The organism is Bradyrhizobium retamae, assembly GCF_001440415.1.
Taxonomy (GTDB): Bacteria; Pseudomonadota; Alphaproteobacteria; order Rhizobiales; family Xanthobacteraceae; genus Bradyrhizobium; species Bradyrhizobium retamae.
Genome location: NZ_LLYA01000203.1, coordinates 121,800 through 138,463, shown reverse-complemented (window position 1 = coordinate 138,463; position 16,664 = coordinate 121,800). Strand labels below are relative to the sequence as shown.

The 16,664-nt window shown below is 62.0% G+C and carries 18 protein-coding genes and 1 tRNA gene; 12 read left to right on the top strand and 7 right to left on the bottom strand.

Annotated elements, in window-relative coordinates; translation table 11 throughout:
* Positions 1 to 156 precede the first annotated feature (156 nt).
* The 3 genes from carA to CQ13_RS35255 all read left to right on the top strand — a co-directional run bounded on the left by carA (position 157) and on the right by CQ13_RS35255 (position 2,696).
* Positions 157 to 1,347, top strand: coding sequence for a glutamine-hydrolyzing carbamoyl-phosphate synthase small subunit (gene carA, locus CQ13_RS35265; protein ID WP_057847366.1), 1,191 nt, complete (start codon positions 157 to 159; stop codon positions 1,345 to 1,347).
* A gap of 168 nt (positions 1,348 to 1,515) precedes the next feature.
* Positions 1,516 to 2,016, top strand: a complete 501-nt coding sequence (locus CQ13_RS35260; protein WP_057847483.1) for a PaaI family thioesterase — start codon at positions 1,516 to 1,518, stop codon at positions 2,014 to 2,016.
* A 146-nt stretch (positions 2,017 to 2,162) separates the two neighbouring features.
* On the top strand, positions 2,163 to 2,696 hold the full coding sequence (locus CQ13_RS35255; RefSeq protein WP_057847365.1) for a hypothetical protein: 534 nt from the start codon (positions 2,163 to 2,165) through the stop codon (positions 2,694 to 2,696).
* Positions 2,697 to 2,708: 12 nt separating this feature from the next.
* On the opposite strand, the gene CQ13_RS43815 is transcribed toward CQ13_RS35255, so the two are convergent.
* Positions 2,709 to 3,050 (bottom strand): hypothetical protein, encoded by a 342-nt coding sequence (locus CQ13_RS43815; RefSeq protein ID WP_156434096.1) that lies wholly within the window; start codon positions 3,048 to 3,050, stop codon positions 2,709 to 2,711.
* 232 nt (positions 3,051 to 3,282) lie between these two features.
* A complete protein-coding gene (locus CQ13_RS35245; protein ID WP_057847363.1) occupies positions 3,283 to 3,816 on the bottom strand; it encodes a Dps family protein in 534 nt (177 codons plus the stop codon).
* A 121-nt stretch (positions 3,817 to 3,937) separates the two neighbouring features.
* Between CQ13_RS35245 and CQ13_RS35240 the strand changes: the two genes are divergently transcribed.
* From CQ13_RS35240 to CQ13_RS35220, 5 genes are all read left to right on the top strand, one after another.
* Positions 3,938 to 4,642, top strand: coding sequence for a class I SAM-dependent methyltransferase (locus CQ13_RS35240; RefSeq protein ID WP_057847362.1), 705 nt, complete (start codon positions 3,938 to 3,940; stop codon positions 4,640 to 4,642).
* A gap of 80 nt (positions 4,643 to 4,722) precedes the next feature.
* A tRNA-OTHER gene (locus tag CQ13_RS35235) sits at positions 4,723 to 4,798 on the top strand.
* Between the two features lie 294 nt (positions 4,799 to 5,092).
* Positions 5,093 to 8,557: a carbamoyl-phosphate synthase large subunit gene (gene carB, locus CQ13_RS35230; RefSeq protein WP_057847361.1), complete on the top strand. Its 3,465-nt coding sequence runs from the start codon at positions 5,093 to 5,095 to the stop codon at positions 8,555 to 8,557.
* Positions 8,558 to 8,766: 209 nt separating this feature from the next.
* Positions 8,767 to 9,240 (top strand): transcription elongation factor GreA, encoded by a 474-nt coding sequence (gene greA / locus CQ13_RS35225; RefSeq protein ID WP_141686413.1) that lies wholly within the window; start codon positions 8,767 to 8,769, stop codon positions 9,238 to 9,240.
* 428 nt (positions 9,241 to 9,668) lie between these two features.
* Positions 9,669 to 10,079: a DoxX family protein gene (locus CQ13_RS35220; protein WP_057847482.1), complete on the top strand. Its 411-nt coding sequence runs from the start codon at positions 9,669 to 9,671 to the stop codon at positions 10,077 to 10,079.
* A gap of 73 nt (positions 10,080 to 10,152) precedes the next feature.
* Here the strand turns inward: CQ13_RS35220 and CQ13_RS35215 are convergent, their stop codons facing one another.
* Positions 10,153 to 10,632, bottom strand: coding sequence for an Lrp/AsnC family transcriptional regulator (locus CQ13_RS35215; RefSeq protein WP_057847359.1), 480 nt, complete (start codon positions 10,630 to 10,632; stop codon positions 10,153 to 10,155).
* A 277-nt stretch (positions 10,633 to 10,909) separates the two neighbouring features.
* On the opposite strand from CQ13_RS35215, the gene trxB reads away from it, so the two are divergent.
* From trxB to dapA, 3 genes are all read left to right on the top strand, one after another.
* On the top strand, positions 10,910 to 11,875 hold the full coding sequence (trxB, locus tag CQ13_RS35210) for a thioredoxin-disulfide reductase (RefSeq protein ID WP_057847358.1): 966 nt from the start codon (positions 10,910 to 10,912) through the stop codon (positions 11,873 to 11,875).
* 2 nt (positions 11,876 to 11,877) lie between these two features.
* Positions 11,878 to 12,798 (top strand): LysR family transcriptional regulator, encoded by a 921-nt coding sequence (locus CQ13_RS35205; RefSeq protein WP_028350191.1) that lies wholly within the window; start codon positions 11,878 to 11,880, stop codon positions 12,796 to 12,798.
* Between the two features lie 493 nt (positions 12,799 to 13,291).
* Positions 13,292 to 14,239, top strand: coding sequence for a 4-hydroxy-tetrahydrodipicolinate synthase (gene dapA, locus CQ13_RS35200; protein ID WP_057847357.1), 948 nt, complete (start codon positions 13,292 to 13,294; stop codon positions 14,237 to 14,239).
* Positions 14,240 to 14,287: 48 nt separating this feature from the next.
* On the opposite strand, the gene CQ13_RS43810 is transcribed toward dapA, so the two are convergent.
* Positions 14,288 to 14,428 (bottom strand): hypothetical protein, encoded by a 141-nt coding sequence (locus tag CQ13_RS43810; RefSeq protein WP_156434095.1) that lies wholly within the window; start codon positions 14,426 to 14,428, stop codon positions 14,288 to 14,290.
* Between the two features lie 232 nt (positions 14,429 to 14,660).
* On the opposite strand from CQ13_RS43810, the gene CQ13_RS46630 reads away from it, so the two are divergent.
* Positions 14,661 to 14,792 carry a hypothetical protein gene (locus tag CQ13_RS46630; protein WP_283807561.1) on the top strand — a complete coding sequence of 44 codons (132 nt, stop codon included), beginning with the start codon at positions 14,661 to 14,663 and terminating at the stop codon, positions 14,790 to 14,792.
* A gap of 120 nt (positions 14,793 to 14,912) precedes the next feature.
* Here the strand turns inward: CQ13_RS46630 and CQ13_RS35195 are convergent, their stop codons facing one another.
* From CQ13_RS35195 to CQ13_RS35185, 3 genes are all read right to left on the bottom strand, one after another.
* Complete coding sequence (locus CQ13_RS35195) at positions 14,913 to 15,593, bottom strand: ParA family protein (protein WP_057847356.1); 681 nt, start codon at positions 15,591 to 15,593, stop codon at positions 14,913 to 14,915.
* Between the two features lie 177 nt (positions 15,594 to 15,770).
* Positions 15,771 to 16,100, bottom strand: coding sequence for a hypothetical protein (locus CQ13_RS35190; RefSeq protein ID WP_057847355.1), 330 nt, complete (start codon positions 16,098 to 16,100; stop codon positions 15,771 to 15,773).
* Between the two features lie 98 nt (positions 16,101 to 16,198).
* Positions 16,199 to 16,555, bottom strand: coding sequence for a hypothetical protein (locus tag CQ13_RS35185; protein ID WP_057847354.1), 357 nt, complete (start codon positions 16,553 to 16,555; stop codon positions 16,199 to 16,201).
* Positions 16,556 to 16,664: the final 109 nt, after the last annotated feature.

Genomic DNA, 16,664 nt, shown 5'->3' with positions numbered 1-16,664 from the left:
TCGACCGGATTTGGTGAAAAACCGGAAAACCCGGCTCAAGTCCACAGAACCGGCTGTCAAATATGCGGCAAACGCATGTGAATAGCCGGTTTCTTTGGCTTTTCTTGGCCTTCCGGCTTTGACGCGCGGGGGTGCTTGCGACTATGAAGTGCGCTCATGACAACATCTGAAAACGCTTCAGCCTGGCCGGACCATAAACCGACCGCGCTCCTCGTGCTTGCCGATGGTACCGTGCTGGAGGGATTTGGCCTCGGCGCGGAAGGCCACGCCGTCGGCGAAGTCTGCTTCAACACCGCGATGACCGGTTATGAGGAGATCCTCACCGACCCCTCCTATGCCGGGCAGCTCATCACCTTCACCTTCCCGCATATCGGCAATGTCGGCACCAACGACGAGGATATCGAGACGGTGAACATGGCGGCGACGCCAGGCGCGCGCGGCGTTATCCTGCGCACGGCCATCACCAATCCCTCGAACTACCGCGCCACGCGCCATCTCGACCAGTGGCTGCGCGCCCGCGGCATCATCGGACTGTCGGGCATCGATACAAGGGCGCTGACTGCGCTGATCCGCTCAAAGGGCATGCCGAACGCGGTGATTGCGCATGCCAAGAACGGCGTGTTCGACCTGCACGGCCTGAAGGAAGAGGCGCGCGAATGGCCCGGCCTGGAAGGCATGGATCTGGTGCCGATGGTGACGTCGGGCCAGCGCTTTACCTGGGACGAGACGCCGTGGGCCTGGCAGAACGGCTTTGGCCGGCAGAGCAAACCTGAGTTCAACGTGGTCGCGATCGACTACGGCGTCAAGCGCAACATTTTGCGGCTCTTGGCCGGCGAAGGCTGCAAGGTCACGGTGGTGCCGGCGACGACCTCGGCCGAAGACATTCTGGCGATGAAGCCGGACGGCGTGTTTCTTTCCAACGGCCCGGGTGACCCGGCCGCGACCGGCAAATATGCAGTGCCGGTGATTCAGCAGGTGATCCAGTCCGGCACGCCGACGTTCGGTATTTGCCTGGGTCATCAGATGCTGGGCCTGGCCGTCGGCGCCAAGACCAAAAAAATGCACCAGGGCCATCACGGCGCCAATCATCCGGTCAAGGACGAAACCACCGGCAAGGTGGAGATTACCTCGATGAACCACGGTTTTGCCGTCGACCAGGCTACGCTGCCTGAGGGCGCGATGCAGACCCACATCTCGCTGTTCGACGGCTCCAATTGCGGCATCGAGCTCAAGGGCAAGCCGGTGTTCTCCGTGCAGTATCACCCGGAAGCCTCGCCGGGGCCGCGCGACTCGCATTACCTGTTCAAGCGGTTTGCGGATCTAATGCGAGAGAAGAAGCGGGCGTAAGCCGGCCACTTGTCATTGCCGGGCTTGACCCGGCAATCCATCTTCTTGAAGAGCGATGGACGCCCGGGTCAAGCCCGGCAATGACGGCTGGTATGTGCCGAAAGCGCTATGACTTCCGGCGCGGTTTATTATGATGACTATCATTATAAATTACAGGACGCGTTCTCAATGGGCGACAAATCCGCCGCCACCAATGTCGAATACGGCGTGGCACCGACGCACGTCATGGCCTCGATGTCCGGCCTCGATTTCGTGCGCGCCATCTTCGACGGCAAGCTGCCAACGCCGCCCATCATGCAGAATGTCGAGCCGTTCAATTCCACCGCCGAAAAGGGTCACGTCGTATTTCACAGCGTGCCCGGCTTCCGGCATTACAATCCGATCGGCTCGGTGCATGGCGGCTATGCCGCGATCCTGCTGGATTCCGCGATGGGCCTTGCGGTGCATACCGCCCTTCCCGCCGGCACCGGCTACACCACGCTGGAATTCAAGATCTCATTCATCAAGGGCATAACAAAGGATACCGGGCCTGTCCGCACCGAGGGCAAGACACTCAATGTCGGCCGCCGCGCCGCCACCGCGGAGGCGCGGATCACCGACGCCAACGGCCGCCTGCTCGCGCATGCGACGACGACGTGTCTGGTTTTCGAGATTCCGAAGGGAACGTGAAGCGCGGCGGGCGGTTTTGAATTGTAGGGTCGGCAAAGGCGCACTTGCGCCGTGCCCACCATTCACGTCCGCGCTCGAAATGGTGGGCACGTCGCTAACGCTCCTTTGCCCACTCTACGATCTGCGGCGATTTGTGGAGAACAACCATGTCCGTCGTCAGCGCCGATGTCGAGCCGCTCACCTTCGTGTTCGAGGATGACGGCCTCGTGCCCAACAATCCTTTGCCGCTGCTGGTTTACAAGGGTGCGGTCTATGTCGCCAACGATCACCCCGAAAAGACCATCGAGGCGCTGTTCGGCGGCAATGGCTGGGGCGCGATGTGGCGCAACGGTGTCTACGACTATGTGCACTACCACGCCACGGTGCATGAGGCGCTCGGCGTCGCCCGCGGCCGGGCCCGCGTCCGCTTCGGTGGTATCAGCGGCAAGGAGCTCGAAATCACGCCCGGCGATGTCGCGATCCTTCCCGCCGGCACCGGGCATCAATGCATGTTCGCCAGCCCCGATTTCTGCGTGGTCGGCGCCTATCCGCCGGGACCGCCGATGCAGATCACGCGCCCGACGCCGGAGAACCACGCCAAGGCGCTGAAGACGATCCCGGAAGTGAAGCTGCCGAAGACCGATCCGGTGCTGGGCGAAGACGGGCCGCTGGTCCGGCTGTGGAAGCGCGGCACGCGATGAAACGGAGCGCCGTCATCCGCGCCTGGCAATCGGGGCATTAGGTTCGGACAGAGCCTCCGGCATCGGTTCGCTCGACGAAACCCGCATCGCCGCGATCCGCGCGACAAAAAGCCCGATGACGAGATTTGTTCGTTCGATCTCCAGCTTGTCGCGGATCGGCCCGTGCGGCTCGGTCGCGCACATGGTCTTGATGCATTCGAGTGTGCGGGACAATGAATCGACCACCGCCCAGATCGGCTCGATCGACGGCGGCGTCGATCGCCCGCCCGGCATATCGCCGGCCCGCTGGCCGGATGGGCCAACACGACGGCTGGACGATGCCGCGTCACGGAATTCGACAATTTTCTGCATCATCGCTGGATTCCAAATTTACAGCTTGCTCTTTAAAGGTGTCTTTATGTCGCCGGACATCCAATTCGCCGGCCGCTATACAGCATAGAGGCACTCTCGCGCAGGCCCGCTTAAATTAATTATCGGAATCGCGCAGCAGCACGTTCTTTGCGCACGTGGATTAGCGCGACGTAATCCGCCGCGCTGTGGGGACATGGCGGGTTACGCTTCCGCTAACCCGCCCTACTCCAGCCGCTCACGCCACGTTGGCGCCTTCCTGGCGGCTGGCCTCGAACAGGAACCAGGTGCGGCGCTCGGTCTCGTCGATGAAGGTCTCGAGCAGGCCCGCAGTGCCGGAATCCTCGTGCTCGTCGGCGAGCTTGTGCGCCTTGCGCATCGCCGCCGCCACATGCTTGTTGTCTTCCATCAGCTCGCGCAGCATTTCGCGGGGCGGCACGTAGTCCTCGTTATTGTCCTGGATGGTCTGCAGCTTGGCGACCTGCCCGACCGAACGCAGCGTGGTGCCGCCAAGCTTGCGGACCCGTTCAGCGAGTTGGTCGGTGGTGGCGAAGATCGCTTCCGACTGCTCGTCCAGCATAAGGTGATAGTCGCGGAAATGACGGCCACTGACGTGCCAGTGAAAGTTCTTGGTCTTCAGATAGAGCGCAAACGCGTCCGCCAGCAGCGTATTGAGCGAGGCCGAGATCTTGTCCACGGCGGCCGGCGGCAGGTCGGTCGGCGTATCGAGGTCGGCGGATACCTTGTCGGATTTATTGCTGGTTTTGCTCACGTTGAACCTTCCTGTTAGGAATTGGACACGACGGCATTGGCAGGGAGCGCCGGACCGTCTAACGCCCCACCTAAGTACCGGTTCCTAACCGGAACCCCCAGTTTTGCCGGACCCGACTGCGATGGACGAATGGATCGACTACTACGATTCCACGCATACGATTTATGCGAGCAGGCTGCATCGCGACCTGCATTTCCAGGTCATCGCGCGCGATATCATCGGCTATATCGCTTCGCCCGACGCGGTCGTGCTGGACTATGCCTGCGGCGAAGCGCTGTCGGCTGCCAAGGTGGCGGACGCCTGCGCAAAACTCTATCTGGCCGAACCGGCGCCCGGCGTCCGCGGCCGGCTGATCGCGCGTTTTGCACCGAACACCAAGATCCGCGTCCGCTCGCTCGAGGATCTCACGCGAATGGCGGAAAGCTCGGTCGACCTCGTCGTCATGAATTCGGTCGCGCAATACATGACGCCAGGGGAGCTGGATTCGGCGCTTGCCGTCATTCGCCGGTTGTTGAAGCCCAACGGTCGCCTGGTGCTCGGCGACATCCTGCGGCCGGAAGTCGGCATGGCCAAAGACGTGCTGGCGCTCTTGAAATTCGCCGCCGCGCACGGCTTCCTGAAAGACGCGCTTTATGGCCTTGCGAGCACGGCGCTGTCTGACTACCGCCAACTGCGCACGCGCGTCGGGCTGCAGCGCTACAGCGAGGACGAGATGATCGAGAAGCTCGCCGCCTCAGGCTTCACCGCCTCCCGCGCGCATCAGAACATCGGCCACAACCCGTGGCGGATGACGTTCGTCGCGCGGCACGCATTCCAACGCAATTGAGTTCCACGCGCGTTAAGGTTGTTAACCCTAAAGCGCGGTAAGGTATGGTTCACCGCGCCGTGATGGGCAATGATTGCTACGGCCCGGTGGCGGAAGCGTCGACGCGGGAGCAGTGCAATGCTCTTTATCCTGGTTCAAATCCAGGCCGGGCCTCCACGCTTCGCCCTGACGGGCTACGCGTGGCGCAGCCACGCCGGAGACCGGCGGGGCAAAGCGTGTCCGGCGTAGCTTGAGCAAAGCGAAAGCGTAGACGGACTGGGCCCCCCGTAGAGCGAAGACGGACCGAGCGCCAATCCCTGAATTCTCCGTTGATGGCCCGTTTTTGGGGGTTTCGCGGGTGCGGAATCTGGTCTAAAGACCACCCGCGCGCGAGGGTGACCCGCGCTCTTGGCTTAGGGGACGCGCGGCTGCGCGCCCTTTTTTTGTGCCCAAAATCCAGTCTGAGAGCTGATGCCCAAAAGAACAGATATCTCCACCATCCTGATCATCGGCGCCGGTCCCATCGTGATCGGCCAAGCCTGCGAATTCGATTATTCCGGCACCCAGGCGGTGAAGACGCTGAAGGAAGAGGGCTACCGTATCGTCCTCGTCAACTCCAATCCGGCCACCATCATGACCGATCCGGAATTGGCTGATGCAACTTATATCGAGCCGATCACGCCCGAAATCGTCGCCAAGATCATCGAGAAGGAGCGCTACGTCATCCCCGGCGGCTTTGCGCTGTTGCCGACCATGGGCGGCCAGACCGCGCTGAACTGTGCGCTGTCGCTGCGGCGTCAGGGCACGCTCGACAAATTCGACGTCGAGATGATCGGCGCCACCGCTGACGCGATCGACAAGGCAGAAGACCGCCAGCTTTTCCGCAACGCGATGGAGAAGATCGGTCTTCAGACGCCGAAATCGCGGCTCGCCAATGCCTCGGCGCTGAAAAAGTCCTATCGCGACAAATACCTCGCCGAACGCGAGAAGCTATCCGGCGACGCGCTAGATGAGCTCGAACGGCAATGGACGCTCGGCGAAAACGAGCGCCGCAAGCGCTACCAGGAGCATGCGCTCGGCGAGGCGCTGATGGCGCTGTCCGAAATCGGGCTGCCGGCGATCATCCGCCCCTCCTTCACCATGGGCGGCACCGGCGGCGGCATCGCCTACAACAAGGAAGAATTCCTCGACATCATCGAACGCGGCCTCGACGCCTCCCCGACCAACGAAGTGCTGATCGAGGAATCCGTGCTCGGCTGGAAAGAGTTCGAGATGGAGGTGGTGCGCGACAAGAAGGACAATTGCATCATCGTCTGCTCGATCGAGAACCTCGATCCAATGGGCGTGCACACCGGCGATTCCATCACCGTGGCGCCGGCGCTGACGCTGACCGACAAAGAATACCAGATCATGCGCGATGCCTCGATCGCGGTGCTGCGCGAAATCGGCGTCGAGACCGGCGGATCCAACGTGCAGTTCGGCGTCAACCCCGACGACGGCCGCATGGTGGTGATCGAGATGAACCCGCGCGTGTCGCGCTCCTCGGCGCTCGCATCAAAAGCCACCGGCTTTCCGATCGCAAAAGTCGCCGCCAAGCTCGCGGTCGGCTACACGCTCGATGAAATCGCCAACGACATCACCGGCGGCGCGACGCCCGCCTCGTTCGAGCCGACCATCGACTATGTGGTGACCAAGATCCCCCGCTTTGCGTTCGAAAAGTTTCCCGGCGCTTCCACCACGCTGACGACCTCGATGAAGTCGGTCGGCGAAGTCATGGCGATCGGCCGCACGTTCCAGGAGAGCCTGCAGAAAGCGTTGCGCGGCCTCGAGACCGGACTGACCGGGCTCGACGAGATCGAGATCGAGGGGCTCGGCCGCGGCGACGACAAGAACGCGATCCGCGCCGCGTTGGGCACGCCGACGCCGAACCGCATCCTGCAGGTGGCGCAGGCGATGCGGCTCGGCTGGTCGAACGAAGACATCTTCAATTCGTGCAAGATCGATCCGTGGTTCCTCGCCGAGATGCGCGGCATCATCGACATGGAAACGAAGATCAGGACGCACGGCCTGCCGCCGAACGGCTATGGCATGCGCATGCTGAAGGCGATGGGCTTTTCCGACGCACGGCTTGCCGTACTGTCCGAGTCCACCGAAGCCGAGATCACCGCGAAGCGTCACGCGCTCGGCGTACGCCCCGCTTTCAAGCGCATCGACACCTGCGCCGCCGAATTCGCCTCCCCCACCGCCTACATGTATTCGAGCTATGAAGCGCCGTTTGCGGGCACGCTGGCCGACGAGAGCGCGCCCTCCGACCGCAAGAAGGTCATCATTCTCGGCGGTGGCCCGAACCGGATCGGCCAGGGCATCGAATTCGACTATTGCTGCTGCCACGCCTGCTTCGCGCTCGACGATGCCGGGTATGAAACCATCATGATCAACTGCAATCCGGAGACGGTGTCGACCGACTACGACACCGCCGACCGGCTGTATTTCGAGCCGCTCACTGCCGAGGACGTGCTGGAAATCGTCGCCACCGAGCGGCAGAACGGCACGCTGCACGGCGTGATCGTGCAGTTCGGCGGCCAGACCCCACTGAAGTTGGCGCGCGCGCTGGAAGCCGCAGACGTGCCGATCCTCGGCACCTCGCCCGACGCCATCGACCTCGCCGAGGACCGCGACCGTTTCAAGCGCGTGCTCGACAAACTGAAACTAAAGCAGCCGAAGAACGGCATCGCCTATTCGGTCGAGCAGGCGCGGCTGGTGTCGGCTGATCTCGGCCTGCCGCTGGTGGTGCGCCCGTCCTACGTGCTGGGCGGCCGCGCGATGCAGATCATCCGTGAGGAAACCCAGCTCGACGATTACCTGCTCGGGACGCTGCCCGAGCTGGTGCCGGCCGACGTCAAGGCACGCTACCCCAACGACAAGACCGGGCAGATCAATACCGTGCTCGGCAAGAACCCACTGCTGTTCGACCGCTATTTGTCCGATGCCACCGAGATCGACGTCGATTGCCTCTGCGACGGCAACGACACCTTCATCGTCGGCATCATGGAACATATCGAGGAAGCCGGCATTCACTCCGGCGATTCCGCCTGTTCGCTGCCGCCGCATTCGCTGGATGCGAAGATGATCGAGGAGCTCGAGCGGCAAACCCGCGAGCTCGCGCTCGGCCTCGACGTGGTCGGGCTGATGAACGTGCAATATGCGATCAAGGACGGCGAGATCTACGTGCTCGAGGTCAATCCGCGGGCGTCGCGCACCGTTCCGTTCGTCGCCAAGGTCGTCGGCACGCCGGTGGCGAAAATCGCGGCACGGATCATGGCCGGCGAGAAGCTCGCCGATTTCAAGCTGAAGAAGAAGCAGCTCGGACATGTCGGCGTCAAAGAGTCGGTCTTCCCCTTCGCGCGCTTCCCCGGCGTCGATACCGTGCTCGGTCCGGAGATGCGCTCGACCGGCGAGGTGATGGGCATCGACCGCTCGTTCGAGATTGCCTTTGCCAAGAGCCAGCTCGGCGGCGGCACCCGCGTGCCGCGCAAGGGCACCGTCTTCGTCTCGGTGCGCGAGACCGACAAGACCCGTATCGCCGAGGCGGTCCGGCTTCTGCACTCGCTCGGCTTCAAGGTGATGGGCACATCGGGCACCCAGCGCTTCCTCGCCGACAAGGGCATTCCGACCGAGAAGGTAAACAAGGTGCTGGAAGGGCGGCCGCACATCGTCGATGCCATCACCAATGGCGACATTCAGCTCGTTTTCAACACCACCGAAGGACCGCAGGCGCTGGCCGACAGCCGTTCGCTGCGGCGGGCTGCCCTCTTGCATAAAGTGCCGTATTACACCACTCTTTCGGGTGCTGTTGCGGCCGCCCAGGGCATCCGCGCCTATCTGGGCGGGGACCTTGAGGTCCGCACGCTACAGAGCTATTTTTCCGAAAACTGATCGTTTGCCGGGCGAAAATGCCCGCGAAACGATCGGCAATAAGCCGGCATGGCTGGAACCCACCGCCCGTTTGATGTTGTAAGGCCCCTGACGGGGCCTAAAATCAACGGGCTGGCGGGTTTGTGTGTCGAGTTCCTGATCGAAATCGAAAGCATGGCTCGTGCGCGCAACTTCTGGCGGCTCGCACGAGGGAAGGACGGAAAGAGATGATGGACAAGGTTCCGATGACTGCTAGCGGGTATGCCGCCCTGGAGGTCGAATTGAAGCAGCGCCAGTCGGTGGAGCGTCCGCGCATCATCGAGCATATCGCCGAGGCGCGCTCGCATGGCGATCTCTCCGAGAACGCGGAATATCACGCGGCCAAGGAAGAGCAGTCGCACAACGAAGGCCGCATCGCCGAGCTCGAGGACAAGCTCGCGCGCGCCGACATCATCGACATCTCGAAGCTGTCCGGCGACACCGTCAAGTTCGGCGCGACCGTCACACTGGTCGACGAGGACACCGAAAAGAAAGCGGTGTGGCAGATCGTCGGCGAACCGGAAGCCGACGCCAAGAAGGGCCGCATCTCGATCACCTCGCCGCTGGCTCGCGCCCTGATCGGCAAGAAGAAGGGCTCGACCGTAGAGGTCGTGGCTCCCGGCGGCGCCAAGGCCTACGAGATCACCAAGGTCGAGTGGCGCTAGAGCATGATCTCTTCGGAAATCCGATATCCACGTTTCCGGATCATGCTGTAGTCACCTGCAAGTTACTGTTGCGACAAAGCCGCGTTTTCCACGCGGCTTTTTTGTTGCTGCTGTACTGACAGGAATGTGAGTAGTGGTGCGGCGGATTTCAGAATATCCGAATCCCGGACAATGTTTATAGATTATAACTAACTAGACCGGAGCATGCCGGCGTTGCGAAGCATCCGCGGCGATGAGCTGCAGGCTGTTGCCGAGGCGGCATCGCGCTGCGCTGCAATCGCAACAATGTCGCGAAGCGGCGCGGTGAAGGGGAATGATTCAATCTCAGGGGTGTTGTGTCGGCATCACACGCGATCCGACAAGACCGTGTAATCTCGTGGCGCTAAGTTTTAGCGCGTCAAACAAAGGGGGACTATGACATGGAACAAATCGACAAGATGCTCGCGAAATGGCAACCGCCGGCGCTGAGCCTGTTTCGCTTCATCACCGGGCTATTGCTGTTTCAGTACGGTGTCGCGAAGATTCTGAAGTTTCCGACAATTCCGGAGGGTAACGCTTACGCCTTCCTCAACAAGGTGCAATTGATGTCGCTATCGGGAGCCGCCGGTGCGATTGAGTTGATTCTAGGCGGGCTCTTGCTGCTCGGACTGTTCACGCAGCCCGTCGCCTTCATTCTCGCCGGCGAGATGGCCTTTGCCTATTTCATCGGTCATGCGCCGAGGAGCTTTTTTCCGCTCATCAACGGCGGCACGCTCGCGATCCTGTTCTGCTTCGCCTGCCTTTATCTTTCCACTGCAGGCGGCGGCCCGTACAGCGTCGATGCGATGCGGAAGAAATAAAAGCTGAGCGCAGTTTCCTAAGCACGTCATTCCGGGGCGCGTTAAAGACGCGAACCCGGAATGACTCTCAATCTCACCCCGCCACCTTCACATCGAGCGGCACGGCCGCTTCATATTTCGAATTGTGCAGCACCAGCGACGTCCTGACGTTGCGCACATGCGGCGCGCCCGTCAGGTGCGTGACGAAATCCTGAAACGTCGCCATGTCGGGCGCGACGCATTTGAGGATGAAGTCGACTTCGCCCGACAGCATCCAGCATTCCCGCACCAGCGGCTCGGCGCGGACAAAATCCTCGAACGCGCGCAAATCCGCATCCGCCTGGCTGGACAAATGGACCGAAGCAAACACGGTGACGTCGAAGCCTAGCCGACGCGGATCCAACAGGCCCCGGTAGCCCTGGATGTAGCCTTCTTCCTCCAACGTGCGAACCCGGCGCAGGCAGGGCGGCGGCGAGATACCGACGCGCTTGGCCAGTTCCACGTTGGTGATTCGGCCGTCGGCCTGGATTTCGGCAAGGATTCGAAGGTCGATTTCGTCAAGATTCTTCGACACGCGCGTCGGGTTCCCTAATTCTGGCCGCGTGGGCTGGCCTACTGGCAACTCTCTTAGCGCACGCCGAGCAGCTTGCGCAATTTTATTGCGCGCGCGACGCCATATTTCGCGATTGTTACTTCAGTTCCGGGGAAAATTCGCTGGGATGAATTGCAATTCTTGCATAGCTACCCAGATATCTTAGACTTGGATTTGACACTTTCAGCGCCGTCGACCTCCTTCCAGGCGCTTCTGCTCAAAGTCAAAACAAACCCCCGAATAAGAGAGGGATCCGCCGATGCCTGCGCCTATTCATGCCAAGGTCGTCATTATCGGTTCCGGCCCCGCCGGCTACACCGCGGCGATCTACGCGGCGCGCGCGATGCTGGAGCCGGTGCTGATTCAGGGCATCCAGCCCGGCGGACAACTCACCATCACCACCGACGTGGAAAACTATCCGGGCTTTGCCGACGTCATCCAGGGCCCCTGGCTGATGGAGCAGATGGAGAAGCAGGCGGCCCATGTCGGCACCAAAATCGTCACCGATTTCGTCAACAAACTCGAACTGGCGCAGCGGCCGTTCCGCCTGACCTGCGATAGCGGCGATGTCTATCTGGCGGAAACCGTGGTCCTCGCCACTGGCGCGCAGGCGCGCTGGCTCGGCATTCCCTCGGAAGAAAAGTTCAAGGGTTTTGGCGTCTCGGCCTGCGCGACCTGCGACGGCTTCTTCTACCGCGGCAAGGAGGTGATCGTGGTCGGCGGCGGCAATACCGCGGTCGAGGAAGCGATGTACCTGACCAACTTCGCCTCGCAGGTCACGATCGTGCATCGCCGCGATCATTTCCGCGCCGAGCGCATCCTGCAGGACCGGCTGTTCAAGAATCCGAAGATCAAGGTGGTGTGGGACTCGGCGATCGACGAGATCTGCGGCGCCGAGAACCCGAGCAAGGTCACCCATGTGCGCCTGAAGAACGTCAAGACCGGCACACTCACGAGTGTTGCGGCCGACGGCGTCTTCATCGCCATCGGGCATGCGCCGGCAACCGACCTTGTCAAAGGCCAGATCAAGCTGAGGCCATCAGGCTATGTCGAGGTGGCGCCGAACTCGACCGCAACCTCGATCCCCGGCCTATTCGCCGCCGGCGACGTGGCTGACGAAACCTACCGCCAGGCGGTTACGGCTGCCGGCCTCGGCTGCATGGCAGCCCTTGAGGCCGAACGCTTCCTGGCTTTGCGCGCGAGCGATCGCGCGGCGGCTGAATAGTCATGCCTAGAACACGAGACGGATTTGACATGGACTGGGACAAGCTGAAGGTCTTTCACGCGGCGGCGGAAGCGGGAAGCTTTACCCATGCCGGCGAGCAATTGGGGCTCTCGCAATCCGCGGTATCGCGGCAGGTGAGCGCGCTGGAGCAGGAGCTTGCGGTGTCGCTATTCCACCGCCACGCGCGCGGGCTCATCCTCACCGAGCAGGGCGATCTTTTGTTCCGCACGGCGCATGATGTCTTCATGCAGTTGCAGGCGGCGCGCGCAAAACTCACCGACAGCCGCGAGCGGCCGAGCGGTGACCTCAAGATCACGACGCCGCCCGCGCTCGGCATCAACTGGCTGATCCCGCGGCTCGATGAATTCACCGCGCTTTATCCTGATATCCGCATCTCGCTGATCGTCACCGACGAGGATCTCGACCTGTCGATGCGCGAGGCCGACGTCGCGATCCGGACCCGAAAGCCGACCCAGCCCGACCTGATCCAGCGCAAGCTGTTCTCTATCGGCTTCCATGCTTATTGCTCGCCGGAATACATCAAGCGCTTCGGTACGCCGCGGACGCTGGACGACCTCGACTCGCACCGCATCATCATGCTTGGCGACGCGCAGGTGCCGCCGCATCTGCAGAACCGAAGCTGGCTGATCGACGCCGGCCGCAACGGCTCGGGCCCGCGCGAGGCCTACTTCAAGGTGAACAACATCTTGGGGCTCGTTCGCGCCTGCCAGCAGGGGCTCGGCATCGCCGCCCTGCCCGACTATCTGGTCGAGGAGAACAACCGCCTGGTGCAGTTGTTCGGCGAAACCGATTCGATCGCGGTGGATACGTATTTCGTTTACCCTGAGGAACTGAAGACGGTCGCACGCGTGCAGGTGTTTCGCGACTTCGTGGTGAGCAAGGCGCAGCGCTGGCCCTCGTAAAAACGGTGGCGCTCGTTCTTCCGCTTTCCGGATTAGCCTATTTTATAGAGGCCCCGCTCTCCGCATGACTGACATGCGGCTTGGATGGTTGCTGCAGGGCACTGATGAGGATCATAGTGCTTAAACGCTGAGCGGTCGCGTCGCGCATATGTCCCCCTCCTCCAGTGACGCGGCGGTTCAGTAATCCCTCTTGGAAGGTGATTGTGTCGGCCTCACGTGGCCAATACCTCAAGCCGGGCTCTTTTGGGCCCGGCTTTTTTTCGCGTCAGCGTCATGTTCCCGCACAGATTGACATTGAGGTTCTCGGCCTCCATCATCCGCACATGATCACGAGTTCGTGCGCAGCACTGTCGTCGAAAAAAGGTCCCCATCCGGGGGCCCGAGATCGACGCGCGCGCTAGTCTGTAGCGAACCCACGATCCCGAACCCCGCCGTCTGGACGGGGTTTTTTGTTGGTCCCGTCTCCGGCGCTTATCCACAAGGAGATGGAACGATGACTGCCCCTTCGACCCACGACCTGGCAAGCAACGACCTGGCAAGCCGGCTGCAGGGCCTGTGGCTGCCGCTGATCACGCCATTTCGCGACGGCGAACTCGACGAGGCGTCGCTGCGCCGGCTCGTCCGACACTATGCGGCTGGCCCCGTCGACGGCTTCATTCTCGCGGCGACGTCGGGCGAAGGCATGTCGCTCCGCGCAGGCGAACTGGAGCGGCTGGTGACGCTGACGCAGAGCGAGTTCTCCGCCAGCCGGCGCCACTTGCCGATCCTGCTCGGCCTGTCCGGCGCCTCCACCGCGAAGATGCTCGATGCGCTGGATGAGACGGCGACCTGGCCGATCGACGGCTATCTGATCGCGAGCCCCTATTACATCCGGCCGTCGCAGCGCGGCCTCGTGCAGCACTTCATCGCGCTCGCCGATCACGCTTCATGGCCGATCGTGCTCTACAACATTCCCTACCGGACAGGCGTCAGCCTCACCAACGAGACGCTGCTGCAGCTTGCCTTGCATCCAAATATCGTCGGCATGAAGGATTGCGGCGCCGACCGCGCGCAGTCGATTGACTTTCTGGCGAGACGGCCAGCAGGCTTTCGCGTGCTGACCGGCGAAGACGCGGAGTATCACGACGCGCTCGCCGACGGAGCCGATGGCGCGATCCTGTTGTCGGCGCATCTGGAGACCGAAGCCTTCGCATCGCTGCGCACGCTGCTCGCGCAGGGCGACCGCGACGGCGCGCGGGCGTGCTGGAAGGAACTCTCCCGGCTGAGCCGGCTGTTGTTTGCCGAGCCGAGCCCGGCGCCCGCAAAATACTGGCTGGCGCGCAACGGACTGATCGACAGCGCCGAGGTTCGCCTGCCGATGGTGGAGATAAGCGCAGAGCTGGCAGCGTTGCTCGACGAGGAGATCGAGCGGCGGAGCCCACAGCTTTTGCGGCGGGCTTAAGGATGGCATCGGCTCCCTCTCGCCCGATGGCGAGAGGGAGAAATGGAATTAGCTGACCAGCAGGCGATAGGCCATCACGGGCGCGAAGCCGAGCAGCATCGCCCAGGAGGCGAATGACGACACCAGAAAAACGTCGTGCATGCTCTGGGCGTACTCGGCAATCGGAAATTTCTTTTCGTGAGCGCTCATCGCTTTTCCCCCGTCGTTTTTCTGAGCGGGAGATCCATACGCATAAAATCCAACGCTACGGGCGAGGGTTCGATCGACTTTGACGCCATGCGGTCACGGAATGTTAACCAGACATGGCGGTGGTTAATCGGCGGTAGCAGGTGCGGTCAAATGCAAGCGAAATCGCAACCGGCTTCTTAAAGCCGTTCCCGTATTCAACATCCCCATACAACAGAAAACGCGGGGCCGCGTCGTGCATTTCGAGAACAACGGCATTCCTGAACAGGGCTTTTCAACCGAGGACATTCTGTGGGCCGTCGGCGTCTGGTCGGTGATCCTGACGCTGTCGCCGGTCGTCGTGTTCTACGTGCTGATGGTGGCGTAACAGACTGTAATTCCGTGTCTGGTGCTAACGCACCATCCCGGAATGACGACGAACCATCAAAAAGAAAAACGCGCGGAGCCCGCGCGTTCTTTATCAGCCGGCAGATCGAGAGCGGCGTTGTTACGCCGCCTGCTTGTGCATGGCGCCCGATGCCGACGCCGTCCCGCGAATCGCCTTGATCGAACGTTCGATCGCGCCCCACAGCCTGCTGATCTCCGCAGCCGCCCGGCCTTCCGCGTAGTATTCGCGGGCGCCTTCGCCTTGGCTCAGCGCCATGATCAGATCGGCGCGGTTGGTGATCTGACCGCTCCACACCGGCGCGCGGAATTTCGCCAGCGCTTCACGCGCGATGCTGACGATGCGGCTCTCGGCGCCGTCGCGTTCGGCAGGCGCACCGTTGATCACAACCGCGTAGGGCTTGCGCGCCGAACGGCAGGTCTGAATGGTTTCCTGCACCGCGTTTACGTCGAACACGCCGGGCCGCGCCGGAATGATCACCATGGTGGCGTTACGGATCGCATCGTCGACGACGGCAGACAAATTCGGCGGGGTGTCGATGAATACCCATTCGATGCCGTCGCGCTTGGCGGCAGCGACGATGCCGCTGACGGAATTCACCGCGGGCTTGATCGGCGGCTCGTTGGTGCCGCGCAATTTGTGCCAGAGCGTAAGTGAGCCCTGCGGATCGGCATCGACGAGCAGGATGGGCTTCGTTGCCTTGTGAACATGGGCAGCGAGGTGAGCAGCCAGGGTACTCTTTCCCGAGCCCCCCTTACGTGATGCGAAAACAATTACGTTCATACCTTGGCCTCCAGTTGACCCCAGAAGCCGAAAATGAATCAGCGCGGTGATTCGTGAAAGAAAAATTTATCACCCGCCGCGATGAAGCCACTTAATTGCCCATAAGGCTGGTTTTTGAGTCACACCGTGCAGCCCCGGTGACGCGAGAAGGAATCGGAAAAGCCCGCTTTGCCTGGCTCACTGCGCGCCTTTTGTGCGCTCGCGTTCAAGCTTTGCGCGCTGCCGTTCGAGCCATTTGCGTTCGATCCATCCAAGCCCCAGCGACAACGGCTTCTGCAGCGGCGGGATGTCCTGCGCGAACAAAAGGAGTCCGAGCGGCAGCATCCAGAGGCCGAGCACCGGCAGGAAGCTGAGAAAGCCGCCGGCGACCAGCAGTATGGCGAGCGGTACTCGGACGTAGATCGACGACGGCTTGCGCACCCAGCCGACGAACTTCGCCGGCCCCGGCGGCAGCTTCCTCTCGAACCAGGCAAAATGCCGGTCGAGTTCTTTACCGTGATTTATCAATGAACCCTCTCCTCTTCCCCATGGGAGATGTTCACTGAATCGGCCGCTAGCAAGCGTCAGTCTGTCGCGAAAAGAGGCCTTGAAACGGTGCGCCGCCGTCAAAGCGCGGGTTTTTTCGGCTTTTTGACGTTGCGCGGCTTGGCGGCAGCGGCCTTGCGCGGGGCTGCCGGCCGGATGATGGTCGGCCGGCCCACCGGCCGGGCCGTGATTTCATCGGACTCGGGACGGAAGTGCGCCCGACAAGCCGGCGAGAGCTGCGACTTGTTGCGCACCATGCAGGCGGTGACGCGGCTGACATCCGGGATGTCCGAACTGCAGAGCCGGAATGCATCGCCAGTGCAAGCCTGCTCCTGTTCGGGTGTGTAGGTCTGACTGACGGCGGGCGAGATCGAAACCGCGAGTGCGGCGGCAAGCAACAATCCGAGCTGAAAATTTTCGATCCGAAAGATCGCCATGAATTCCCCCAAGCCGTAACGATTCCCGAAATAGTGGGTGAACGGGTGGGGCTTGGCAAGCACGGCTGGACAACGCGCCACAGCACAAGTGTCGCGGCGGGCCGGCGGC